Here is a 22,530-nt window from a genome sequence, read left to right as displayed (position 1 = left end):
CCTCCGCGGTCTCGGCGCATCTCCCCGAGGCCGCGGCTCGTCCTCGCGTTCACGACGTGCAGCGCGGTCATGAATCGACAACGCAGGATCCACCGATCGGTGGATGCAGTCGAGCCGCCTGGTCGATCCCGCGAAAGCGGCCGACCGCGACGCTGGACGCATGAACATCTCACGCCTCGCCATCGCCCGCGCCCTCGTCGCGAGCTACATCGCCCTGAGCCTGCTCGCCCTGGTCGTCCTCGGCATCCTGTCCGCCGTCGCACCCGATCAGGCAGGCGCGGCAGCCTGGATCCGCGCGTCGATCGTGGCGGCGACGGGCATACTGATGTTCGTGTTCGCGACGCAGGCCGTCCGCGGCAGCTCCCAGGGCCTTCTCCGGTGGCGCGTCGTCGTCATCGTCATGGTCGTCGCCATCGCGGTGGTGGTCTCGATACCCGGGCTGCTGCCCCTGTGGTTCGTGATCGAGCAGATCGTGTGCGGGCTGCTGCTTCTCGCCGTGGCCGTCCTCATCCTGTCGCGGCGTGCGACTGCAGTCGTCGCGAGCGCCGCCTCCTCGAGGGGCGCCGCATGACCTCGGTCCGACGCGCAGGCGGGGCACCCAGCGATCGCGTGGGCGCCGTGGTCGTCGAGACCGTCCCCTACGCCTTGGTCGCGGTCGTCATCGGATTCACCCTGTCGCAGGGATCGGGCACACCGGCCGAGTACGCCCTGCTGGGAGCCGTGCTCCTGTGGATGCTGGGCATGTTCACTCTCCTGCGCCGATTGCGGACGCATCCCGCCGTCATGGGCGTCTTCGTCGCGGGGCTGTTCGCACTGTTCTGCGCACTCACGGCGATCGCACCCTGGTACGGGGCGCTCGCGCTCGTCGGCTACGTCTACTCGTTCGCGGTCGTCGCGTGGCCATGGCGGTTGATCGCAGTCTCGGCGTTCGCCGTGCTCGCCGCGATCGCGCAGGCGAACGGGCTGAACGCGCAGGATGCCGCACACCTCTCGGTCTCGGCGACCATCGTGCTGGTGAACGTCGGGGCGATGTGCTTCCTCGCGTGGATCTATCACAGCATGCGCTCCCTGGCCGATGAACGGCGCCGCGCGCTCGACGAGAACGATCACCTCCGCGAGCAGCTCGTCGCCCAGGCGCGGGCGGACGCGCGCACCGACGAGCGCCGGCGCCTGGCCCGCGAGATCCACGACACCGTCGCGCAGGGTCTCGTCGGTGTGATCACCCAGCTCGATGCGATCTCCGTTTCGGGCGAACGGATGCCGTGCGCCGACGATCGGCGCCATCTCGAGCAGGCGGCCGCCATCGCGCGTGAGAGCTTGCGCGAGGCCCGTCGCGCTGTCGCCGAGCTGGCGCCTGCGGCGTTCGACGGCAGCGACCTCACGACCGCCGTGCGGCGCACGACCGAGCGCTGGGGCCTTCGGGCGGGGATCGCCACGCGCCTCGCGCTGCCCGACGCAACCGGCACGGCCGATCCCGAGATCGCGGCGGCGATCGTGCGCGTCCTGCAGGAGGCGCTGGCGAATGTCGCGCGGCACGCGCACGCGACCCTCGCGTCGGTCACCCTGACGTGGTTCCCCGATGCGCTGATGCTCGATGTCGCGGACGACGGCGCGGGCTTCGACCCCGCAGCCGTGACGGCGGGACCAGACATCCGGGGCGGCTACGGTCTCACGACCGTCCGCGACCGCATGACCGCCGTGGGCGGCACCGTCGACATCGAGAGCACATCCGGCGGAACCCTCGTGACCGCTCGCGCACCGCTGACCCCCCCGACTCCGCAGGACCGAAGGCCGACACGATGAGAGACCGCATCCGCATCGTGGTCGTCGATGACCACCCGGTCGTGCGCGACGGGATGGTCGGCATCCTGTCCGCGGCGGGCATCGAGATCGTCGGCACGGGCGGAAGCGGTGCGGATGCCCTCCACCTCGTACGCACACTGCATCCCGACGCCCTCGTGCTCGATCTGCGCATGCCGCACATGACGGGCACCGACGCCATCCGGACTCTGCGCGAGGACGGCGACCAGACGCCGATCCTCGTCCTGACCACTTTCGACGTGGACGACGAGGCGATCGCCGCCCTCCGGGCGGGAGCCACCGGTTATCTGCTGAAGGATGCGGGTCGCGACGAGATCATCGCCGCTGTCCGCTCCACCGCGCGGCGCGAGTCCGTGCTGGCCCCTTCGGTCGCGGCGATGCTGGTCCGCGGAGTCCGTCCGGATCCCGCTGCCGACCTGCTCACAGATCGGGAGCAGGAGGTGCTGCGCCTCGTGGCGGAGGGCAATACGAACGCAGCGGTCGGTCGCGCGCTGTTCATCGGGCAGGCGACCGTGAAGACCCATCTGCTCAACGTCTACGCGAAGCTCGGGGTGTCGGACCGGGCAGCGGCGGTGGATGCGGCGCACCGCCGCGGCATCCTCTGAATCAGTTCCCGGCGACCCAGCCGTAGCGGCGATGCAGCTCCGCGGCGACTCGCGTGAACCGGTCGAGGTCCAGAGCCGCGGCCTCGCGGCGCATCCCCCGATGGTGCACGAGGTAGAACTGGTCGAGGTCGACCCACGACGGCCGTCCCTGCGAATCCCACGGCCCCGCGCCGATCGGCAGGAAGTCGCGCCGCCCGTCGTGCGCCTTGCTGGTCAGCTTCACGGCGTACACGGTGTCGGCATCCCGCCGCCCGATCACGAGCACCGGCCGGTCCTTGCCGCGACCGTCCCGCTCCGCGTAGGGAACCCACGTCCACACGACCTCCCCGGCATCGGGATCCGCATCGCGTGCGGGCGCGTAGGCGATGCGCAGCGCCGACCGGCCCGGCGGATCGATCTCGATCGTGGCGGACGGTCCGGATCTGCCCGGCGTGTCCTCCTCGACCGGCGCCGGCGCCACGGACGTGCCTGCGGATCGTCGCGAGGATCGGAAGAAGTCGGCGATCGTCGATAGGATGCCACGGGCCACCTGCTCACGATACCGGCCGTGTCGGCCGGGACACGCGCGAGGGGCGCCGCGTCGGGTACGCGGCGCCCCTCGTGAACGTCGAGGACAGGGGCCTCAGACGTTCGCGTCGAGCAGATAGCCCTCCTCGCCGTGCACGACCGTGTCGACGCCGGCGATCTCGTCCTCGTTCGTGATGCGGAAGCCCATCGTCTTCTGGATGATCCAGCCGATGACGTAGGCGAGCACGAAGGAGTAGATCATGACACTGAAGGCGCCGATCGCCTGCACCCCGAGCTGCGCGAACGAGCCGGTGTCCAGGAGGCCGATGCCGGCACCGAAGATGCCGATGTAGAGCGTGCCGATGACACCGCCGACCAGGTGGATGCCGACGACGTCGAGCGAGTCGTCGAAGCCGAGCTTCCACTTCATCTCGATCGCGATGGCGCAGATCGCTCCGGTGATGAGGCCGAGGACGATCGCCCACCCGGGCGTCAGGATGTTACAGGCGGGGGTGATCGCGACCAGACCCGCGACGGCGCCGGATGCTGCACCGATCGACGTGGGCTTGCCGTCCTTGATCTTCTCGACGATCAGCCAGCCGATCGTCGCTGCGGCGGGGGCCGCGAGGGTGTTGATCCAGGCGATCGCGGCGACGCCGTCGACTGCGGCCTCGGAGCCCGCGTTGAAGCCGAACCAGCCGAACCACAGGAGCGCGGCGCCGAGGAGTGTCAGCGGCACGTTGTGCGGCTTCTGGATGCCCTTCTGGAAGCCGACGCGCTTGCCGAGCACGAGTGCGAGTGCGAGGCCCGCCGCTCCGGCGTTGATGTGGACCGCGGTGCCACCGGCGAAGTCGTTCACGTGCAGGACGCTGGCGAGCCAGCCGTCCTGCAGGTTGAAGACCCAGTACGCGACCGGGAAGTAGACGACCGTGACCCAGATGCCGGCGAAGACCATCCATGCGCCGAACTTGGCGCGGTCCGCGATCGCACCGGAGATCAGCGCAACCGTGATGATCGCGAAGGTCGCCTGGAAGCCGACGAAGGCGAGCGAGTTCATGTCGGGGTTCATCGCACCGCCTGCGCCGATGCCGAGGAACTTCTGGAGCCCGATGAACCCGTCGAACGGGTTGCCGAGCACATGCGGGATGAGCGGGGTGCCGAACGCCATTCCGTAGCCGTAGAGCATCCAGAGGACGCCCACGAGCGCGATCGCGCCGAAGCTCATCATCATCATGGAGATGACGCTCTTCGCCTTGACCATGCCGCCGTAGAAGAACGCGACCCCGGGGGTCATGAGCAGGACGAGCGCCGCGGCGACGAGGAGCCACAGCGAGTTCACTGCGGTCTTGGCGTCGTAGGCGGCGGCTGCTGCCAGTAGATGCATCGGGAACTGCCTCTCAGGTGGATCTCGGGTAAACCACCGGGTGCGGGAGTCCGCGACCTGGTGATGCGAGTTTGCTGAGAGGACGTTTCGAGCGGCCGGTGGCTGTGTTTCGGGGGCGTTACGAGACCCTCACATGTGTGAACATCACGTTTCGCCCTCCCCGGCGTCAATCCAGCGTGAGGGCGACCAGGCGAGAGATCGCGCGCAGATACTTCTTGCGGTATCCGCCGGCGAGCATCTCCTCGCCGAACACGAGGTCGAGGCTCGTTCCGGTGGCCCGGATCGGGATCTGCGCGTCGTACGCACGGTCGACGAAGGCGACGAACCTCAGTGCGGCGGACTGGTCGTCGAGGGGCGCGACAGCGCGCAGGCCGATGAGGTCCAGTCCGTCGAGCAGGCGGATGTAACGCGAGGGATGCACCCGCGCGAGGTGCGCGATCAGGTCGGCGAACGCGTCGTCCGATGCGAGACCGCGGGCGGATGCATCCGCGATCGCCGTCTCGTACACGGAGTCGCCGAGCACCGCCGCGTGCCCGTCCAGCGCGCGGTGCCGGTAGTCGTTGCCGTCGATGCGGATGGTGTCGAAGCTCTCGGCCATCGCGTGGATCTCGCGCAGGAAGTCCTGGGCGGCGAACCTGCCCTCGCCGAGCGCGTTCGGCGGCGTGTTGGATGTCGCGGCCAGGCGCGACCCGGAGGCGACGAGCTCGCCGAGCAGACGGGTCATCACCATGGTGTCGCCGGGGTCGTCGAGCTCGAACTCGTCGATGCACAGGAGCTCGGCGCCGCGGAAGAGCTCGACGGTCTTCTGGTAGCCGAGGGCGCCGACGAGTGCCGTGTACTCGATGAACGAGCCGAAGTACTTCCGGCGTACGGGCATCGCGTGATAGATCGCCGCGAGCAGGTGCGTCTTGCCGACGCCGAATCCGCCGTCGAGATACACGCCCGGCTTGGCCTCGGGGCCCTTCTTCGCGCGGCGGAAGAATCCCCCCTTGACCGGTTCGGCGCCGATCCCGGCGAATCGCATGAGCGTCTCCTTCGCCGATTGCTGCGAGGGGAAGGCAGGGTCCGCGCGATACGACTCGAATGTCGCGTCGGCGAACTGCGGCGGGGGCACGAGGGAGGCGATCATGTCGGCGCCGCCGAGCTGCGGCATGCGCTCCGCGAGGTGGACGACTCCGGCTTCTCCGGATGCTGCTGGGGCGCTGGCCATTCGTGTGACGCTGTTCTTAACGATCGGGCGCGACACGCGCGCGGCGGAATAGGGTCGAGACGACGCCATCAACCCTAGCCGCGTCGCCCGTCAACCCGATCCGAGGAGCACCACCGTGACCGTCGATCCCGACACGTCGTCCGCCAAGTTCGCCCAGTACGCGCACCCGGAGCGCCTGGTCACGGCGGACTGGCTGGAGAAGCGGCTCGGGCAGCCGGGACTGGTCGTCGTGGAGTCCGACGAGGACGTCCTCCTGTACGAGACCGGGCATATCCCCGGCGCCGTGAAGGTCGACTGGCACACCGAGCTGAACGACCCGATCGTCCGCGACTATCTCGACGGTGCGGGCTTCGCCGAGCTCTTCAGCCGCAAGGGCATTTCCCGCGACGACACGATCGTCGTGTACGGCGACAAGAACAACTGGTGGGCCGCCTATGCACTGTGGGTGTTCTCGCTCTTCGGCCACGAGGACGTGCGCCTGCTGGACGGCGGCCGCGACGGCTGGATCTCGGCGGGCCGCCCGATCACGACGGAGCCCACCGAGCGCGAGCGCACCGAGTACCCGGTCGTCGAGCGGGATGACAGCGTGCTTCGCGCATACAAGGACGACGTGCTCGCGCACCTCGGCTCGCCGCTCATCGACGTGCGCTCCCCCGAGGAGTACACGGGCGAGCGAACCTCCGCACCGGCCTACCCCGAGGAGGGCGCGCTTCGCGCCGGGCACATCCCCACCGCACGCAGCATCCCCTGGGGTCGCGCGGTGGCTGAGGACGGCACCTTCAAAAGCCGCGCTGACCTGGATGCGATCTACCGCGGCGAGGCCGGACTCGCCGACGGCGACCGGGTCGTCGCGTACTGCCGCATCGGCGAGCGGTCGAGCCACACGTGGTTCGTGCTCCAGCATCTGCTCGGCTTCGACGACGTGCGCAACTACGACGGCTCATGGACCGAGTGGGGCAGCGCCGTGCGCGTGCCGATCGCGACCGGCGCCGAGCCGGGTGAGGCCCCCGCCGCCCGCTGACCCATCCAGCCGCGCGGGGCCGTGGGACAATGGGCTGGATGACCGCAACAGCGCTGCCCGCCTCACTCGCCGAGATCCGCGACGAGTTCCTCGAGCTCCCCCAGGACGAGCGCCTGCAGCTGCTCCTGGAGTTCTCGAACGAGCTGCCGCCGATTCCCGCCGCGTACGAGGGCCACCCCGAGCTGCAGGAGCGCGTCGTGGAATGTCAGTCCCCGGTGTTCATCGTCGTGGACGTGGGCGACGACGACATCGTCTCGATGCACGCCACGGCACCGCGCGAGGCGCCGACGACGCGGGGCTTCGCCAGCATCCTCGCCCAGGGGCTGACCGGTCTCACGGCGGACGAGGTGCTCGCCGTTCCGGACGACTACCCGCAGTCCATCGGTTTGACGCGCGCGGTGTCGCCGTTGCGCATCTCGGGGATGACGGGCATGCTCATCCGCGCGAAGCGCCAGGTCGCAGCCAAGCGCCACGCCGCCTGAGTCACTCCTGCGGGGCGAGCTCGTGGCGGCGCAGCCACGACGTGATGGCGCCGCTCCACCGGTCCTGGTCGTAGTTCCAGAGCTTCGTGTGGCGAGCGACGTCGAACGAGTCGAGCTCGACGAGGTCGGGGCGAGCCTCCGCGAGGCGGTGCGACGCATCCGACGGCACGAAGCCGTCGTCGTCGCTGTGCAGGATCAGGATGGGATGCCGCAGCTCCTCCGCGCGCGCCACCACGTCGAGCCGGTCGAACGGGATGGGGCCTCCCGTCCGAGTGAGGGGCGTCGCCCACGACGTCTTCAGCGCGCCGATGGCGATTCCTGCGACGGAGTTCGGGATGTGGTTGAGCCGAGCCTGGTAGTCCAGCACCACCCGCCAGTCGACGACGGGCGATTCGAGGATGACGCCCGCGACGAGGTCGCGGTGCGCAGAGCCGAGGGCGACCTGGAGGGAGATCGCACCGCCCATCGACCAGCCCATGAGGATGACGCGCTTCGCCCCGTGGCGGCGGGCGAAGCCGACCGCGGCATCCACGTCCCGCCACTCGGTGGCACCGAGCGTGTAGGTGCCGGTGCGGCTGCGCGGCGCCTCCCCGTCGTTGCGGTAGGAGACGACGAGCGTCGTGATCCCCGAGCCGTGGAACACGGGCACGGCGCGAAGGCACTCCGCACGGGTCGCGCCACGGCCGTGCACCTGCACGACCCAGGTGTCGCCGTCCCCCGCCGGGAACAGCCACGCCGGACAGGGGCCGACGCCGGAGCCGATGAGCTCGGACGAGTATGGGAGGTGCAGCTGCTCGGGGCGGTCGTAATACCAGCCGCTGAAGGCCGCGTCCGCACCGAGGCGCGAGTGCGCATCCACCTGCGTCAGCAGCTTCCGCTTGACCGTCGTCGCGTCCTGCGAGAGCACGGAGCCGAGCTTCACGTAGCTCTCCGTGCCGCTCGTGAAGAGGCCGTATCGGCCCGGCAGCTCGGTGTCCGGGGTGCGCGAGAGCGTGATGGTCTGCGCGGCCACGTCCAGGTTGACGATCTTCGTGTCGGCCCTGCGCGGCGCGGGGGTGACGACGTCGCGGGCGACCTTGAGGGATACGAGGGTGAAGGCTCCGAGCACCACGCCCAGTGCCGTGCTCAGAAGGGTCAGCGCGACGCGGATTCCGGCGACGAAGCCGGGGGCGACGGCGTCGCGCGCCGCGGCGCGCCTGGAGGGCTTCATAGGCGGTTAACTCTAGTCTGTGGACGTGAGTGACCGCCGTCCGCCTGGCGCGGCATCGTTCGCCCGGGCCGAGGCAGAGGTGCGGGCTGCGGTGTGGCGCGCCGACCTCGCCGTCAGAGAGATCCCGGCCCCCGCGGGACTCGCGCCGAACGCCATCGCGCTCGCGGGCGACGTGCGTCCCGATGGCGACGGCGACTCCCCCTTCGGCACCGGTCGGTTCATCCTGCTCCACGATCCCGAGGAGCCGGATGCCTGGGACGGCGCATGGCGCATCGTCTGTCTCGCGCAGGCGCCGCTCGAGCCCGAGATCGGCGTGGATCCGATCCTCGCCGACGTGGCGTGGTCCTGGCTCATGGACGCCCTGAACGCACACGGTGCGCAGTTCCACGCCGCGGCGGGTACGGCGACCAAGACCATCTCGAAGGGGTTCGGCTCGCTGGCCCACGAGGGCGACGGCTCGCAGATCGAGGTGCGCGCCTCGTGGTCGCCGGATGGCGGCATCACGGCGCATGTGGAAGCCTGGGCGGAGTTCGTGTGCATGCTTGCAGGGCTGCCGCCCGGATCGGAGGGCATCGAGGTGTTCGGCGCACGGGGGTCGCGTGGCTGAGTACGACGTGATCGTGGATGGCGCGGGCCTCCGCGATGCCTCGGCGCGCCTTGCGGACGGAGCGGGTCCGGTGGCCGTCGACGTGGAGCGCGCATCCGGTTTCCGGTACTCGCAGCGCGCGTACCTGATCCAGGTGTTCCGCCGTGGCGCCGGCGTCTTCCTGTTCGATCCGCCGGCGATCGGCGACTTCGCCCCCCTCGCGGACGCCATCGGCGCCGAGGAATGGGTTCTGCATGCGGCGAGCCAGGATCTCCCCTCGCTGCGCGAGCTGGGCCTGGAGCCCGCAGCCATCTTCGACACCGAGCTCGCGTCCCGCCTCCTCGGTCACGCGCGGGTCGGACTGGGCGCCGTCGTCGAGGACACCCTCGGCATCACGCTGGCGAAGGAGCACTCCGCGTCCGACTGGTCGACGCGACCGCTGCCGCAGAGCTGGCTCGAGTACGCGGCCCTGGATGTCGAGTACCTCGTGGATGTCCGGGATGCGCTCCAGCTCGAACTCGTCGAACAGGGCAAGACGCTCGCGGCGGGTGAGGAGTTCGCCGCGGTGCTCTCGCGCGTTCCGAAGCCGCCGCGCGGCGACCCATGGCGGCGCCTGAGCGGGCTGCACACCGTGCGGGGGCGCCGGAATCTGGCCGTCGCACGCGCGCTCTGGCTCGCGCGAGAGGAGTACGCGCGCGAGCAGGACATCGCACCCGGCCGTCTCGTGCCCGACCGCGCGCTGGTGGCAGCGATCCGCGCCGAGCCCGCGACGAAGCGCGACCTCGCGGCGGTCAAGGAATTCAACGGCCGCGCCTCCCGCACACAGCTCGACCGATGGTGGACAGCGATCGAGGAGGGCCGCGCCGCCACCGACCTTCCGGTCGAGCGCGTGCCGAGCGACTCTCCCCCGCCGCCGCGCGCGTGGGTGGACCGCAATCCCGCCGCCGATGCGCGGCTGAAGGCCGCACGACCGCTCGTCGAGCAGCGCGCAGCCGAGCTGAACATGCCGACCGAGAATCTCCTCACTCCGGAGCTCCTGCGTCGCGTCGCCTGGCACCCGCCGGATCCGATGGATGCGGACTCGATCGGGCGCGAGCTCGCCGACCTCGGTGCGCGCGACTGGCAGATTGCGCAGACTGCACAGCTGATCGCCGATGCCTTTGTGGATTCCGTGCACGGCCTTGACGAGGCGACGGAAACCGCTTCGTAGGTTCGATCCAACCGATTCCGGGCGGTCGGAGCGCACTCCTAGGCTGGGCTCACCCCTAGCTTTGGAGGCAGAGTGGCCGAGATTTCGGACGTCTTCTTCGTCGATGGAATGCGCACGCCCTTCGGGCGCGCCGGCGAGAAGGGCATGTACTGGAACACCCGCGCTGACGACCTCGTCGTCAAGTCGATCATCGGGCTCATGGAGCGCAACCCGAACGTCCCGGGCGAGCGCATCGACGACGTGGCGATCGCCGCGACGTCGCAGACGGGCGACCAGGGTCTCACCCTGGGTCGCTCCGCGGCGATCCTCGCCGGCCTGCCGATGACGGTGCCCGGCTTCGCCATCGACCGCATGTGCGCGGGTGCGATGACGAGCGTGACCACGATGGCGGGTTCGATCGGCGTGGGTATGTACGACCTCGCCCTCGCCGGCGGCGTCGAGCACATGGGTCGTCACCCCATCGGCTCCAACGCCGACCCGAACCCGCGATTCGTCGCCGAGCGCATGGTCGACCCCGGTGCTCTGAACATGGGCGTCACCGCCGAGCGCATCCATGACCGATTCCCGCAGCTCACGAAGGAGCGCGCCGACCGTTACGGCATGCTCAGCCAGCAGAAGGCGCAGGCGGCGTACGACGCCGGCAAGATCCAGCCCGACCTCGTGCCCGTCGCCATCAAGGATGCCGACGGCGCCTGGGGCCTCGCCACCGAGGACGAAGGGCGCCGACCCGAGACCACGATGGAAGGCCTCGCCGCGCTGAAGACCCCCTTCCGCCCGCACGGCCGGGTGACGGCGGGCACGTCCTCCCCGCTGACCGACGGTGCCACGATGGGCCTGCTGGCCGGCGGCACGGCGGTCAAGGAGCTCGGCCTCCAGCCGAAGATGCGTCTCGTCTCCTTCGCGTTCGCCGGCGTCCAGCCCGAGATCATGGGCATCGGCCCGATCCCCTCGACTGAGAAGGCTCTGAAGAAGGCCGGCCTGACGATCGACGACATCGGGCTGTTCGAGCTGAACGAGGCCTTCGCCATCCAGGTGATCTCGCTGCTCGACCACTTCGGCATCGCCGACGACGATCCGCGCGTCAACCAGTGGGGTGGCGCGATCGCCATCGGCCACCCGCTCGCCGCGTCCGGCGTGCGCCTCATGATCCAGCTCGCGGCCCAGTTCGCCGAGCGCCCGGATGTCCGCTACGGCTTGACCGCCATGTGCGTCGGCCTCGGCCAGGGCGGCTCGGTCATCTGGGAGAACCCGCACTACAACGGCAAGCGGAAGAAGTAGGGAAAGCAAGGATGACGAACACCGCTTCTGATCAGTACGCGCAGATCGACTTCTCGCCTATCCAGGCCCTCACCGACGGTGAGGTGATCACGAACTCCACCGTCCGCGACATCCGGCTGCCCTCGGGCAAGGTGCTCGCGCTGATCACGCTCGACAACGGCCGCGATCACACGCGGCCGAACACGCTGGGCCCGGCCACCATGACCCGGCTGGGCGAGACCCTCGCAGGGCTCAAGGCCCGCGTGGCGGCGGGTGAGATCCAGGCCGTCGGCATCACCGGCAAGCAGTACATCCTCGCCGCGGGCGCCGACCTCAGCGACATCTCGCGTGTGGGGTCGAAGGAGAACGCCAAGCTCGTCGCGCAGCTCGGGCACAAGGTCCTCGGCTCGCTGTCGGAGCTGGGTGTCCCCTCGTTCGCCTTCGTCAACGGGCTCGCACTCGGCGGCGGCCTCGAGATCGCGCTCAACTCGACGTATCGGACCGTGGATGCCTCGGCCGCCGCGATCGCGCTGCCGGAGGTCTTCCTCGGCATCATCCCCGGCTGGGGTGGCGCCTACCTGCTGCCGAACCTCATCGGGATCGAGAACGCCCTCGAGGTCGTCATCTCGAACCCGCTGAAGCAGAACCGCATGCTGAAACCCCGGCAGGCGTTCGACTACGGCATCTTCGACGCGATCTTCCCGCCGGCGAACTACCTCGAGGACTCGCTTCTGTGGGCCGACAAGGTGCTCACCGGCACCCTGAAGGTCGAGCGCAAGAACGAGCCGGGCAAGCTCGAACGCCTCACCAAATGGCCGATCGCCATCAAGATGGCCCGCGGCATGCTCGAGAGCCGCATCGGGACCGTTCCCCGTTCGCCGTACGCCGCCCTCGAGCTGCTCGACAAGGCGAAGGGCGGCACGAAGGCGGAGGGTTTCGCCCGGGAGGACGACGCCCTGGCCGACCTCGTGACCGGCGACCAGTTCGCCGCATCCATGTACGCGTTCGATCTCGTGCAGAAGCGCGCGAAGCGTCCGGTCGGCGCCCCCGACAAGACGCTCGCGAAGACCGTGACGAAGGTCGGCATCATCGGCGCCGGCCTCATGGCCAGCCAGTTCGCGCTGCTGTTCGTGCGCAAGCTGCAGGTGCCGGTGCTGATCACCGACCTCGACCAGGCGCGCGTCGACAAGGGCGTGGCCTACATCCACGACGAGATCGCCAAGCTCGAGGCCAAGGGTCGCCTCGACGGCGACGCGGCGAACAGGCTGCGCGCGCTCATCCACGGCACGACCGACAAGAGCGAGTACGCGGACTGCGACTTCGTCATCGAGGCCGTCTTCGAGGAGGTCGGTGTCAAGCAGCAGGTGTTCGCCGAGATCGAGCCGATCATCGCCGAGGACGCGATCCTCGCGACGAACACGTCGTCGCTGTCGGTCGAAGAGATCGGCGCGAAGCTCACGCACCCCGAGCGGCTCGTCGGCTTCCATTTCTTCAACCCGGTGGCGGTCATGCCCCTCATCGAGATCGTGAAGGCGCCGACGACGACGGATGCGGCCCTCTCGACCGCGTTCGTCGTGGCGAAGGGCCTCGGCAAGAACGCGGTGCTCACCGCCGACGCGCCCGGCTTCGTCGTGAACCGTCTGCTCGCGAAGGTCATGGGCGAGGCCGCGCGTGCGGTCTACGAGGGCACTCCGCTCCTCACGGTCGAGAAGGCGTTCGCACCACTCGGGCTGCCCATGACGCCCTTCCAGCTCATCGACCTCGTCGGCTGGAAGGTCGCGGCGCACGTCCAGGACACGATGGCGCACGCATTCCCGGACCGCTTCTACGCCAACGAGAACTTCCACGCGCTCGCCGAGCTGCCGGAGGTCGTCGAGAAGGACAAGAGCGGCCGCGTCAGCGGCTGGTCGAAGGCGGCGGAGAAGACGCTCAAGGGCGCCGTCGGCTCGGACGCCGCATCCGAAGCGGAGATCCTCCGGCGCGTGCAGGACGGACTCGCGCACGAGATCAAGCTCATGCTCGACGAGGACGTCGTCCCCGAGGTCGAGGACATCGACCTCTGCCTCATCCTCGGCGCAGGCTGGCCCTTCATCGACGGCGGGGCATCGCCCTACCTCGACCGCGAGGGCGCGTCGGAGCGCGTCTTCGGCGACACTTTCCACCACCCCGTGATCCGCGGCATCGCGAACGGCTGATCCACGGAACGACGAAGGGCGGCTCCCCCACCGGGAGCCGCCCTTCGTCGTGGACTCAGTTCCTGGGCTCGATCGGCCGGACCACGGGCAGCACTCCCGTGTCTCCGGACACGCCGCGGGCGAACGGCAGCTTCGCACCGGAGACCATGGCCGTGACGTCCCGGGCGATCTGCTGCGGCGTCAGGCCGACGCGCGCGAGGATGTCGCCCCGAGCGCCATGCTCGAGGAATTCATCCGGCAGTCCCAGCTCGGTGACGGCGGTGTCGACGCCCGCCTCACGCAGGTCCTGACGGATGCGGGTGCCGATCCCGCCGACACGCACTCCGTCTTCGATCGAGACGACGAGCCGGTGGGCCGCCGACATCTCGACGACGCTGCGGGCGACGGGGACCACCCACCGCGGATCGATCACGGTCGCGCCGATGCCCTGCGCGGCCAGGAGGTCGGCGACCGCGAGACCCGTGACGGCCATGGGGCCGACGGTCACGATCAGCACGTCCTTCACATCGGCCTCGCGCAGGACGTCCACGCCGTCGTCCGTGCGGCGGACAGCGGTCAGCTCAGCGCCGACGGCACCCTTCGGGAAGCGGATCACCGTGGGGGCGTCCTGCACGACGACGGCCTCGGCGAGCTCCTCCACGATGCGCTCTGCGTCCCGGGGAGCAGCGATGCGGATGCCGGGCACGACTTGCAGGATCGCGAGGTCCCACACGCCGTGGTGGCTCGGCCCGTCCGGGCCGGTGACACCCGCCCGGTCGAGCACGAAGGTCACGCCCGCACGGTGGAGCGCGACATCCATCAGCACCTGATCGAACGCGCGGTTGATGAAGGTGGCGTAGACCGCGACGACCGGATGCAGCCCCCCGAACGCGAGGCCCGCGGCCGAGGTGACCGCGTGCTGCTCCGCGATGCCGACGTCGAAGACCCGGTCGGGGAAGCGCTCGGCCATGCGGTGCAGGCCCGTGGGCTGCAGCATCGCGGCGGTGATGCCGACGAGGCGCGGATCGCGCTCCGCCTCGCGGACGAGAGCATCCGCGAACACCGACGTCCACGATGGCGCCGACGAGCTCTCCAGCGGCTCGCCGGTCTCGGGGTCGATGATCCCGACCGCGTGGAACTGGTCCGCCTCGTCTTGGCGAGCGGGCTCGTAGCCGCGCCCCTTCTCGGTGATCGCGTGCACGATCACAGGGGCCCCGTAGTTCTTCGCCTGCCGCAGCGCGGACTCCATCGCGTGCTCATCGTGCCCGTCGACGGGCCCGACGTACTTGATGTCGAGGTTCGAGTAGAGAGCCTCATTGTCCGTGAATCGCGCGAGGAACCCGTGCAGGCCGCCGCGCACACCGTTGTAGAAGGCCTTGCCGGGGTCGCCGAGCCGCTCGAACGCGCGACTGCTCGACAGGTGCAGGTTGCGATAGGTCTGCTTCGTGCGCACCGAGTTCAGGAACCGCGCCATGCCGCCGATGGTCGGCGCGTAGGAGCGTCCGTTGTCGTTGACGACGATGATCAGCTTGCGCGTGTTGTCGTCGGAGATGTTGTTGAGCGCCTCCCACGTCATGCCGCCGGTGAGTGCGCCGTCGCCCACGACGGCGACGACGTGCCGGTCCGATTGCCCTGTCATCTCGAACGCCTTGGAGATGCCGTCCGCCCACGACAGCGAGCTCGACGCGTGCGAGGACTCCACGATGTCGTGCACCGACTCGGCCCGCTGGGGGTAGCCCGCGAGCCCGCCGGTCTGCCGGAGCGTCGAGAAGTCCTGCCGGCCGGTCAACAGCTTGTGCACGTACGACTGGTGCCCCGTGTCGAAGACGACCGCATCGCGCGGCGACGAGAACACGCGGTGGATGGCGAGGGTCAGTTCGACGACGCCGAGGTTGGGGCCGAGGTGGCCGCCCGTCCGCGCGACGTTGGCGACGAGGAAGTCCCGGATCTCGGCGGCGAGGAGGTCCATCTGCTCATCTGAGAGTGCATCGAGGTCTCTCGGACCCGTGATCGTCTCGAGCAGGCTCATCCCTCGAGTCTACGCGAGGCGGTCTCGAGCGAGCAGATCCCCCAGGCCCGCCGAGCGCTTTGTCAGCGATCCGTGAGGCCCCTCGGATCTCCCGCGCCCTGAAGAGAACGGGGCCGGCGGCGCGTGCGCGCCGCCGGCCCCGTTCTGCCGCATCCGAGCTCAGACGAGCTGGCGCAGCACGTACTGCAGGATGCCGCCGTTGCGGTAGTAATCGGCCTCGCCGGGGGTGTCGATGCGGACGACGGCGTCGAACTCGACGACCTCCTTGCCCTCGGGCGAGAACTCGCTCGGCTCGGCGACGACGTGCACCGTCTTGGGCGTGGCGCCCTCGTTGAGCTGGGACAGCCCGCTGATCGAGACGACCTCGGTCCCGTCCAGGCCCAGCGAGTCGGCCGACTCGCCGGCCGGGAACTGCAGCGGGACGACGCCCATGCCGATCAGGTTCGACCGGTGGATTCGCTCGAAGCTCTCGGAGATGACCGCTTTGACGCCGAGAAGGCTCGTGCCCTTGGCCGCCCAGTCGCGCGACGAGCCGGAGCCGTACTCCTTGCCGCCGAAGATGACGAGCGGCGTGCCCTGCGCCTGGTAGTTCTGCGACGCGTCGTAGATGAACGACTGCGGCCCGCCCTCCTGGGTGAAGTCGCGCGTGTACCCGCCCTCGACGCCGTCGAGCAGCTGGTTCTTCAGGCGGATGTTCGCGAACGTGCCGCGGATCATCACCTCGTGGTTGCCACGGCGCGAGCCGTACGAGTTGAAGTCCTTGCGGTCGACACCGTGCTCCGTCAGGTAGCGGCCCGCGGGGCTGTCCGCCTTGATCGAGCCGGCCGGCGAGATGTGGTCGGTGGTCACCGAGTCGCCGAGCTTGGCCAGGACGCGGGCGCCGGAGATGTCGCTGACCGGCGACGGCTCCATGGTCATGCCCTCGAAGTACGGAGGACGCCGCACATAGGTGGACTGGGCATCCCACTCGAACGTCTTGCCCTCGGGCGTCGGCAGCGTGCGCCAGCGCTCGTCGCCGGCGAAGACGCTCTCGTACTGCGAGACGAACATGTCCTTGTCGATCGACGAGTCGATCGTGGACTGCACCTCGGCAGCGTCGGGCCAGATGTCACGGAGGAACACGTCGTTGCCGGCCTTGTCCGTGCCCAGCGGGTCGACCTCGAAGTCGAAGTTCATCGAACCGGCCAGCGCGTAGGCGATGACCAGCGGCGGCGACGCCAGGTAGTTCATCTTCACGTCGGGGTTGATGCGGCCCTCGAAGTTGCGGTTGCCCGAGAGCACCGCGGTCACGGCCAGGTCGTTCTGGTTGATGGCCGCCGAGACCTCCTCGATGAGGGGGCCGGAGTTGCCGATGCACGTGGTGCAGCCGTAGCCGACCGTGTAGAAGCCGAGGTCCTCGAGGTCCTGTGTGAGGCCGGCCTTCTCGTAGTAGTCGGTGACGACCTTCGACCCGGGCGCGAGGGTCGTCTTGACCCACGGCTTCGCCTTGAGGCCCTTCTTGACGGCGTTGCGCGCGAGCAGGCCTGCGGCGAGCATGACCGACGGGTTCGACGTGTTGGTGCACGACGTGATGGCCGCGATCGTGACCGCGCCGTGGTCGATCGTGTACTCGGTGCCATCGGCCTGCACGACGTGCGTCGGCTTGGACGCCGTCGCCGGAGCGTGGCTGTGGTGGTGGTGCTCGTGGCGGTTGTACTCGTCCTCGGGCGAGTTTCCGGGCGGGTCGGAGGCGGGGAACGACTCGGATCCTTCGAGGTCGACGAGGTCATGATCGACCTCGGCGTAGTTGCACAGATCCTTCTCGAACTGCTGCTTCGACCGCGTCAGCTCGATGCGGTCCTGCGGACGCTTCGGGCCGGCGATCGATGGGACGACCGTGGACAGATCGAGCTCCATGTACTCGCTGAAAACCGGCTCGTGCGCTGCGTCGTGCCAGAGGTGCTGCTCCTTGGCGTACTTCTCGACGAGAGCGACCTGCTCGTCACTGCGGCCCGTGAGGCGCAGGTAGTCGATCGTCACGCCGTCGATCGGGAAGATCGCGGCGGTCGAGCCGAACTCGGGGCTCATGTTGCCGATGGTCGCGCGGTTGGCGAGCGGGACGGATGCGACCCCATCGCCGTAGAACTCGACGAACTTGCCGACGACCCCGTGCTTGCGGAGCATGTCGGTGATCGTGAGCACGACATCGGTCGCCGTGACCCCCGTGGGAATCGTGCCGCTCAGCTTGAAGCCGACGACCTTCGGGATGAGCATCGAGACGGGCTGGCCGAGCATCGCCGCCTCGGCCTCGATGCCGCCGACGCCCCACCCCAGGACGCCGAGGCCGTTGACCATCGTCGTGTGGGAGTCGGTGCCGACGCACGTGTCGGGGTAAGCGCGCAGGACGCCGTCCACGTTCCGGTCGTAGATGACCTTGGCCAGGTGCTCGATGTTGACCTGGTGCACGATGCCGGTTCCCGGCGGGACGACCTTGAAGTCGTCGAACGCGGTCTGGCCCCAGCGCAGGAACTGGTAGCGCTCGCCATTGCGCTCGTACTCGATCTCGACGTTGCGCTCGAGTGCGTTCTCCGAGCCGAAGAGGTCGGCGATCACCGAGTGGTCGATGACCATCTCGGCCGGCGAGAGCGGGTTGATCTTGGCGGGGTCGCCGCCGAGCGCCTCCATCGCCTCGCGCATCGTGGCGAGGTCGACGATGCAGGGCACGCCGGTGAAGTCCTGCATGACCACGCGCGCCGGCGTGAACTGGATCTCGGTGTCGGGCTCGGCCGCGGCATCCCACGAGCCCAGCGCCTGGATCTGCGCCTTCGTGACGTTGGCGCCGTCCTCCGTGCGCAGCAGGTTCTCGAGGAGGACCTTGAGGCTGAACGGGAGCTTCTCGTAGCCGTCGACCGAGTCGATGCGGAAGATCTCGTAGTCGGTGCTGCCGACCGTCAGGGTGCTCTTCGCACCGAAGCTGTCAACCGTGGACACGTGTCGTCTCCTTCATCGGCGGCGGGAGCGGGCGCGGTACCCGCGATTCCCATCCTCCCCCGCCCGAGCGCCGGGGGCTAGTGAGGCTGGCCTAACCGTTCGCGCGGGGGAAATTTATCTTGATGTCGAGATAAATGTATCACTTCGCGCGGTGGGGATAGAGCGCCCGGACGGCGAGCCACGTGACCGCGACGAGGGGCGCGAACAGGGGCAGGCCCATGAGGAGCTTGAGCGTTCCGAGCGCTGCGACGTTGCCGGCGAAGTAGAGCGGGAGCTGCACGGCCAGACGCGCGGCGAAGAGCGCCGCCCACGCGATGGCGAGCCAGAAGAACACGCGCCGCTTGCGCGGACTCCGCCGCCAGGCGGTCCCCTCGTTCATGAGGAACCCGGCCGCGAGCCCGATCAGCGACCATCCGACGAGCGCGGAGACGAGGAACGCCGTGCCGTACGCCCCGTTCGTGATGAAGCCCCAGACGAAGTTGTCCTGCGCGCGGCCGGTGAACAGCGACAGCGCTGCAGCCGCGACGACCGCGATGAGCCCGCCGAGGGCCGCTGCGGCCGGCTGGCGCATGACGATCCGGATCACCGTGAAGACGACGGCCAATCCCACCGACACCGCGAGCGAGAGCCACAGATCGCCCTGGTGCGTGACCGGGTCGGCCGTCACGGTGTACGCGATGAGGAACGCGAGGCTCGGGAGGATGGACTCCAGCACACCGCGTACGCCCCCCATGGCATGCCACACGACGTGGCCGGCGCTGCGGGACTGCGCCGGATCGAGCCCCGCGCGTCGGGCCGCCTCACCGAGGGCGGCGCCGATCAGTTCGGATGCCGAGGGCTGCGGCTCCGCGGCATCCTTCGATGCTCCGTCGTCCGGGTCGCTCACGCGACGCCCGGAGTGGACGGCATCTTCAGCGGGATGAGGTCGCGCGGGGGCATGGGGCTGCCGCCGCGCACGACGACGATCGACCGGAAGAGATCCTCGACCTGGGCCGCGGCATCCATGTCGCTCGTCGCAGCTCCGCCGATCACGCCGCGGAGGAACCAGCGGGGCCCGTCCACGCCGACGAAGCGCGCGAGGCGCTTGCCTGCAGCGCCGTCCGCGCCGGCGATCACGGGCACCTCGGCGAGCAGCTCGGGGCCGAGCGGGCCCTCGCGCTCCTCGACGCGTCCGCCCTGCTGGCGGATCTGCTGGCGGATCTGCTCGCGCGTCTCCTCCCACAGTCCCGCGGTGCGCGGTGCCGCGAAGGGCTGCACCTGCAGGGTCGAGTCGGCGTAATCGAGACCGACGGCCACGATGCGCTTCGTCTGCTCCTCGACCTCGAGGCGCAGGTTCAGCCCCTCCCGCGGCAGGACCTTGATGCCGCCGAGGTCGATGTAGGGGCGGACGGGGTTCGCCTCCGAGTCGTCGAACGGGCCGGCCGTCGCGCGGTCCTCGGGTGCCGACTTGGGCTCTTCTGGTGCGGCAGACGCATCGGTCATGCGTTGCTCCCTCCGTGGTTCTGGTAGCCGGTCGAGCCGAACCCGCCGTGACCGCGCAGGCTGTCGGGGAGTTCGTCGACCGGGATGAAGCGCGCACGCGGCACCGGCATCACGATGAGCTGAGCGATGCGATCGCCGACCGCGATGTCGTAGGGCTCTCGAGCATCGGTGTTCAGCAGCGCGACCTTGATCTCGCCGCGATAGCCGGCGTCGATCGTCCCGGGCGAATTGACGATCGTGATGCCGTGCTTGGCCGCCAGTCCGCTGCGCGGGACGACGAAGGCGGCATGCCCCTCGGGGAGCGCGATGCGCACGCCGGTGCCCACGAGCGCCCGCTCGCCGGGCGCGAGACGGACGGCTTCGGCGGCGATCAGGTCTGCCCCGGCATCCCCGGGGTGGGCGTAGGCCGGAAGCTCGGGGGCGATAATGAGGACGTCCACGGTTTCGGTCACTCATCGAGGGTAATGCAGAACACAGTGAGCGGTGCTCCCGCCGACAGCGGCGTCATCTACCGCGAGAGACTCAGCCCATCGCTCTGGTTCCTGGTGGCGGCAGCCGTCTGCGGTCCCATGGCGGCGCTCGTCCTGGCGCCCTTCGACGCGACCGTCGCACTCATCGGCGGTGCCGTCGTCGGAGTCGGCGTCGTGTGGCTCCTGATCGCCGGATCACCGACGGTCGCCGTCCGGGGCGGCGAGTTCGTCGCCGGTCGAGCTCACATCGACGCCCACCTTCTGGGCGAGCCGGAGATCCTCACCGGGGACGACGCGCGCATCGCGCGGGGCCGCGAGCTCGACCCGCGTGCGTGGCACATCGTCCGAGGGGGAATCGACGGGGTGCTCCGCATCCCGGTGCTGGATGAAGACGATCCGACGCCCGTGTGGATCGTCTCCACCCGGACGCCGGATCGGCTTGCGGCGGCCATCCGCCGTGCGCAGGTTACGCCGCGCACTCCACGCAGATAGGGCCCGACGCCGTGTCGTGATCGATCTGAGAGCGGTGCTTCACGAGGAAGCAGTTGACGCACGTGAACTCGTCCTCCTGTGGCGGAAGGACGACGACATCGAGCTCGAGCTCCGACAGATCTGCGCCGGGCAGTTCGAAGCCCGCGGGGTTGTCGGCGTCCTCGACGTCGATCGAAGCGGAGGAGCTGTCCGGGACGCGCTCCTTGAAGGCCTCGATCGACTCGCTTTCGTCCTCGTTCTTGCGGGGTGCGTCGTAGTCCGTTGCCATGCCTGAGTTTCTCTACTTCCCTGAGTGCTGTCGCCCCCGGCGGTATGCGGGTCCGCCGGTACGGGCGGCGATAGTTTGCACGACCGTATGACATTTCGCAAATGTCCTCTGCGGATTCGCAGGTTCACCGAAACCGCGTAGACGAAACGGGCGGCGCGCGCGGGATATTCCCGGCCGTGCGGGCCCGCCGTGCCACGATAGGGCAGGACCCCAGATCGGAGGCGCTCTTCCCATGGAACAGCTCAGAGTCGTCGGCGAGGAGGACGGAAAGCTCGTCCTCGCAACCGAGTCCGGGGAGCGATTCACCCTCCCCGTGGACGACGTGCTGCGCGCCGAGTTGCGCCGCGCCCGCCGGGAGCGGGAGGCGGGCGATCGCACCGCGCGTCCCAGTCCCCGTGAGGTGCAGGCGCACATCCGCGCCGGTCTGTCGACCGAGGAGGTCGCAGCGCTCCTCGGCGCCCGAGTCGAGGATGTCGCCCGCTTCGAGGGGCCTGTGCTCGCGGAGCGCGAGCACGTCGTGGGACAGGCGCTCGCCGTTCCCGTGCTGCTCGGCACGGACTTCGACAGCGACGCGCCGCCCACCTTCGGCTCGGCCGTCCGCGCCAAGCTCGCCGACGTCGGCGCGACGGGTGAGCGCTGGACGAGCTGGAAAGAGCAGACCGGCTGGATCGTCAAGCTGGAGTTCACAGCCGCCGAGGTCGACCGCGACGCCCGCTGGGGCTTCGACCCCCGCCGCGGCATCCTCTCTCCCCTGAACCCCGACGCGATCCAGCTCTCACGGCAGGGGTCGCTGCCCGACAGCCTCATCCCCCGGCTGCGTGCGCTCGACACGCCCCTCAAGGACGACAGCCGCTTCGACAGCGGCGCATTCGGACCGCGACGGATGCCGGACCCCGAGGCCGATCTCGAGTCCCCGGCGATGCACGAGCCTGCGCCGGCCGCCGTCCAGGACGCCGCCATCAAGCGCGCGCCCGAGACCAGTCAGACCTCGAGCCAGACCGCGGACCTCCTCGAGGCCCTGCGCCGGCGGCGCGGTCAGCGCGAGAGCATGCCCGAAGAGGCGGACGACGTGGAGCTGCCGGTGAGCCACCGGCAGAACTCCCCCGTGGCCCTGTTCGACGCCCTCGAACCCGCGCTCGAGACCTCGGCGGCCACGTCTGCCGCTCCGGAGCCCGCGCACAGCGCGGAGCCGGCCCACGCCGCGGCGAAGCCCGCTCGAGCGGCCGCAGAGCCGCCTCGTACGACGGCGGAGCCGAGCCGCGCGACCGCCGAATCCGGCCGCCGCAAGGGCCGGACGTCGATGCCGTCCTGGGACGAGATCGTGTTCGGAGCGCGTACCGACGAGTGACCGG

At 69.6% G+C, this 22,530-nt stretch carries 21 protein-coding genes; 11 read left to right on the top strand and 10 right to left on the bottom strand.

Annotation, left to right across the window (positions count from 1 at the left end; translation table 11 throughout):
• Positions 1-160: 160 nt before the first annotated feature.
• The 3 genes from SM116_RS09390 to SM116_RS09380 are packed head-to-tail and all read left to right on the top strand — an operon-like array spanning position 161 to position 2,426.
• Positions 161-571 (top strand): hypothetical protein, encoded by a 411-nt coding sequence (locus SM116_RS09390; RefSeq protein ID WP_320940729.1) that lies wholly within the window; start codon positions 161-163, stop codon positions 569-571.
• The gene (locus SM116_RS09385; protein ID WP_320940728.1) at positions 568-1,803 is read left to right on the top strand and encodes a sensor histidine kinase; all 1,236 of its coding nucleotides are present in this window, start codon (positions 568-570) and stop codon (positions 1,801-1,803) included. The genes SM116_RS09390 and SM116_RS09385 overlap by 4 nt, the downstream gene beginning before the upstream one ends.
• Positions 1,800-2,426 carry a response regulator transcription factor gene (locus SM116_RS09380; protein ID WP_320940727.1) on the top strand — a complete coding sequence of 209 codons (627 nt, stop codon included), beginning with the start codon at positions 1,800-1,802 and terminating at the stop codon, positions 2,424-2,426. Before SM116_RS09385 ends, SM116_RS09380 begins: the two co-directional genes overlap by 4 nt.
• A gap of 1 nt (position 2,427) precedes the next feature.
• Here the strand turns inward: SM116_RS09380 and SM116_RS09375 are convergent, their stop codons facing one another.
• From SM116_RS09375 to zapE, 3 genes are all read right to left on the bottom strand, one after another.
• Positions 2,428-2,955: a type II toxin-antitoxin system PemK/MazF family toxin gene (locus tag SM116_RS09375; protein WP_320940726.1), complete on the bottom strand. Its 528-nt coding sequence runs from the start codon at positions 2,953-2,955 to the stop codon at positions 2,428-2,430.
• 93 nt (positions 2,956-3,048) lie between these two features.
• Positions 3,049-4,317 (bottom strand): ammonium transporter, encoded by a 1,269-nt coding sequence (locus SM116_RS09370; protein ID WP_320940725.1) that lies wholly within the window; start codon positions 4,315-4,317, stop codon positions 3,049-3,051.
• Between the two features lie 166 nt (positions 4,318-4,483).
• Complete coding sequence (gene zapE / locus SM116_RS09365) at positions 4,484-5,527, bottom strand: cell division protein ZapE (RefSeq protein WP_320940724.1); 1,044 nt, start codon at positions 5,525-5,527, stop codon at positions 4,484-4,486.
• Between the two features lie 115 nt (positions 5,528-5,642).
• On the opposite strand from zapE, the gene SM116_RS09360 reads away from it, so the two are divergent.
• Both SM116_RS09360 and SM116_RS09355 read left to right on the top strand, forming a co-directional pair.
• The gene (locus tag SM116_RS09360; RefSeq protein WP_320940723.1) at positions 5,643-6,548 is read left to right on the top strand and encodes a sulfurtransferase; all 906 of its coding nucleotides are present in this window, start codon (positions 5,643-5,645) and stop codon (positions 6,546-6,548) included.
• A gap of 38 nt (positions 6,549-6,586) precedes the next feature.
• Positions 6,587-7,030: a SufE family protein gene (locus tag SM116_RS09355; RefSeq protein ID WP_320940722.1), complete on the top strand. Its 444-nt coding sequence runs from the start codon at positions 6,587-6,589 to the stop codon at positions 7,028-7,030.
• Between the two features lies 1 nt (position 7,031).
• Here SM116_RS09355 and SM116_RS09350 read toward each other — a convergent pair whose 3' ends face one another.
• Positions 7,032-8,240 (bottom strand): alpha/beta hydrolase family protein, encoded by a 1,209-nt coding sequence (locus tag SM116_RS09350; protein WP_320940721.1) that lies wholly within the window; start codon positions 8,238-8,240, stop codon positions 7,032-7,034.
• 25 nt (positions 8,241-8,265) lie between these two features.
• On the opposite strand from SM116_RS09350, the gene SM116_RS09345 reads away from it, so the two are divergent.
• From SM116_RS09345 to SM116_RS09330, 4 genes are all read left to right on the top strand, one after another.
• A complete protein-coding gene (locus tag SM116_RS09345) occupies positions 8,266-8,847 on the top strand; it encodes a DUF3000 domain-containing protein (RefSeq protein ID WP_320940720.1) in 582 nt (193 codons plus the stop codon).
• Complete coding sequence (locus SM116_RS09340) at positions 8,840-10,036, top strand: ribonuclease D (protein WP_320940719.1); 1,197 nt, start codon at positions 8,840-8,842, stop codon at positions 10,034-10,036. The genes SM116_RS09345 and SM116_RS09340 overlap by 8 nt, the downstream gene beginning before the upstream one ends.
• A 72-nt stretch (positions 10,037-10,108) precedes the next feature.
• The gene (locus SM116_RS09335) at positions 10,109-11,314 is read left to right on the top strand and encodes a thiolase family protein (protein WP_320940718.1); all 1,206 of its coding nucleotides are present in this window, start codon (positions 10,109-10,111) and stop codon (positions 11,312-11,314) included.
• An 11-nt stretch (positions 11,315-11,325) separates the two neighbouring features.
• Entirely contained in the window at positions 11,326-13,488 is a 2,163-nt protein-coding gene (locus SM116_RS09330; protein WP_320940717.1) for a 3-hydroxyacyl-CoA dehydrogenase NAD-binding domain-containing protein, read from the top strand.
• Between the two features lie 55 nt (positions 13,489-13,543).
• On the opposite strand, the gene dxs is transcribed toward SM116_RS09330, so the two are convergent.
• The 5 genes from dxs to dut form a co-directional block, all read right to left on the bottom strand.
• Positions 13,544-15,496, bottom strand: coding sequence for a 1-deoxy-D-xylulose-5-phosphate synthase (gene dxs / locus SM116_RS09325; RefSeq protein ID WP_320940716.1), 1,953 nt, complete (start codon positions 15,494-15,496; stop codon positions 13,544-13,546).
• A 159-nt stretch (positions 15,497-15,655) separates the two neighbouring features.
• Entirely contained in the window at positions 15,656-18,466 is a 2,811-nt protein-coding gene (gene acnA, locus SM116_RS09320; protein WP_320940715.1) for an aconitate hydratase AcnA, read from the bottom strand.
• A 139-nt stretch (positions 18,467-18,605) separates the two neighbouring features.
• Positions 18,606-19,352, bottom strand: coding sequence for a DUF3159 domain-containing protein (locus SM116_RS09315; protein WP_320940714.1), 747 nt, complete (start codon positions 19,350-19,352; stop codon positions 18,606-18,608).
• Entirely contained in the window at positions 19,349-19,948 is a 600-nt protein-coding gene (locus SM116_RS09310) for a DUF3710 domain-containing protein (RefSeq protein WP_320940713.1), read from the bottom strand. Before SM116_RS09310 ends, SM116_RS09315 begins: the two co-directional genes overlap by 4 nt.
• Entirely contained in the window at positions 19,945-20,400 is a 456-nt protein-coding gene (dut, locus tag SM116_RS09305; protein ID WP_320940712.1) for a dUTP diphosphatase, read from the bottom strand. The genes SM116_RS09310 and dut overlap by 4 nt, the downstream gene beginning before the upstream one ends.
• 12 nt (positions 20,401-20,412) lie before the next feature.
• Between dut and SM116_RS09300 the strand changes: the two genes are divergently transcribed.
• On the top strand, positions 20,413-20,910 hold the full coding sequence (locus tag SM116_RS09300) for a DUF3093 domain-containing protein (RefSeq protein WP_320940711.1): 498 nt from the start codon (positions 20,413-20,415) through the stop codon (positions 20,908-20,910).
• Here the strand turns inward: SM116_RS09300 and SM116_RS09295 are convergent.
• Positions 20,885-21,178: a DUF4193 domain-containing protein gene (locus tag SM116_RS09295; RefSeq protein WP_320940710.1), complete on the bottom strand. Its 294-nt coding sequence runs from the start codon at positions 21,176-21,178 to the stop codon at positions 20,885-20,887. The two genes, SM116_RS09300 and SM116_RS09295, sit on opposite strands and share 26 nt — an antisense overlap.
• 232 nt (positions 21,179-21,410) lie before the next feature.
• On the opposite strand from SM116_RS09295, the gene sepH reads away from it, so the two are divergent.
• Positions 21,411-22,526: a septation protein SepH gene (sepH, locus tag SM116_RS09290; RefSeq protein WP_320940709.1), complete on the top strand. Its 1,116-nt coding sequence runs from the start codon at positions 21,411-21,413 to the stop codon at positions 22,524-22,526.
• The last annotated feature ends 4 nt before the right edge of the window (positions 22,527-22,530 follow it).

Source organism: Microbacterium rhizosphaerae (genome assembly GCF_034120055.1).
Classification (GTDB): domain Bacteria; phylum Actinomycetota; class Actinomycetes; order Actinomycetales; family Microbacteriaceae; genus Microbacterium; species Microbacterium rhizosphaerae.
The sequence above is the reverse complement of the archived record's forward strand: the minus strand, read 5'-3'. Positions and strand labels throughout refer to the sequence as shown.

Bases quoted from the DNA above. Each gene is read 5' to 3' on its own strand.
- SM116_RS09390 (WP_320940729.1), top strand. From the start codon at position 161: ATGAACATCTCACGCCTCGCCATCGCCCGCGCCCTCGTCGCGAGCTAC.
- SM116_RS09385 (WP_320940728.1), top strand. From the start codon at position 568: ATGACCTCGGTCCGACGCGCAGGCGGGGCACCCAGCGATCGCGTGGGC.
- SM116_RS09380 (WP_320940727.1), top strand. From the start codon at position 1,800: ATGAGAGACCGCATCCGCATCGTGGTCGTCGATGACCACCCGGTCGTG.
- SM116_RS09370 (WP_320940725.1), bottom strand. From the start codon at position 4,317: ATGCATCTACTGGCAGCAGCCGCCGCCTACGACGCCAAGACCGCAGTG.
- zapE (WP_320940724.1), bottom strand. From the start codon at position 5,527: ATGGCCAGCGCCCCAGCAGCATCCGGAGAAGCCGGAGTCGTCCACCTC.
- SM116_RS09355 (WP_320940722.1), top strand. From the start codon at position 6,587: ATGACCGCAACAGCGCTGCCCGCCTCACTCGCCGAGATCCGCGACGAG.
- SM116_RS09350 (WP_320940721.1), bottom strand. From the start codon at position 8,240: ATGAAGCCCTCCAGGCGCGCCGCGGCGCGCGACGCCGTCGCCCCCGGC.
- SM116_RS09330 (WP_320940717.1), top strand. From the start codon at position 11,326: ATGACGAACACCGCTTCTGATCAGTACGCGCAGATCGACTTCTCGCCT.
- dxs (WP_320940716.1), bottom strand. From the start codon at position 15,496: ATGAGCCTGCTCGAGACGATCACGGGTCCGAGAGACCTCGATGCACTC.
- SM116_RS09310 (WP_320940713.1), bottom strand. From the start codon at position 19,948: ATGACCGATGCGTCTGCCGCACCAGAAGAGCCCAAGTCGGCACCCGAG.
- SM116_RS09300 (WP_320940711.1), top strand. From the start codon at position 20,413: ATGCAGAACACAGTGAGCGGTGCTCCCGCCGACAGCGGCGTCATCTAC.
- SM116_RS09295 (WP_320940710.1), bottom strand. From the start codon at position 21,178: ATGGCAACGGACTACGACGCACCCCGCAAGAACGAGGACGAAAGCGAG.
- sepH (WP_320940709.1), top strand. From the start codon at position 21,411: ATGGAACAGCTCAGAGTCGTCGGCGAGGAGGACGGAAAGCTCGTCCTC.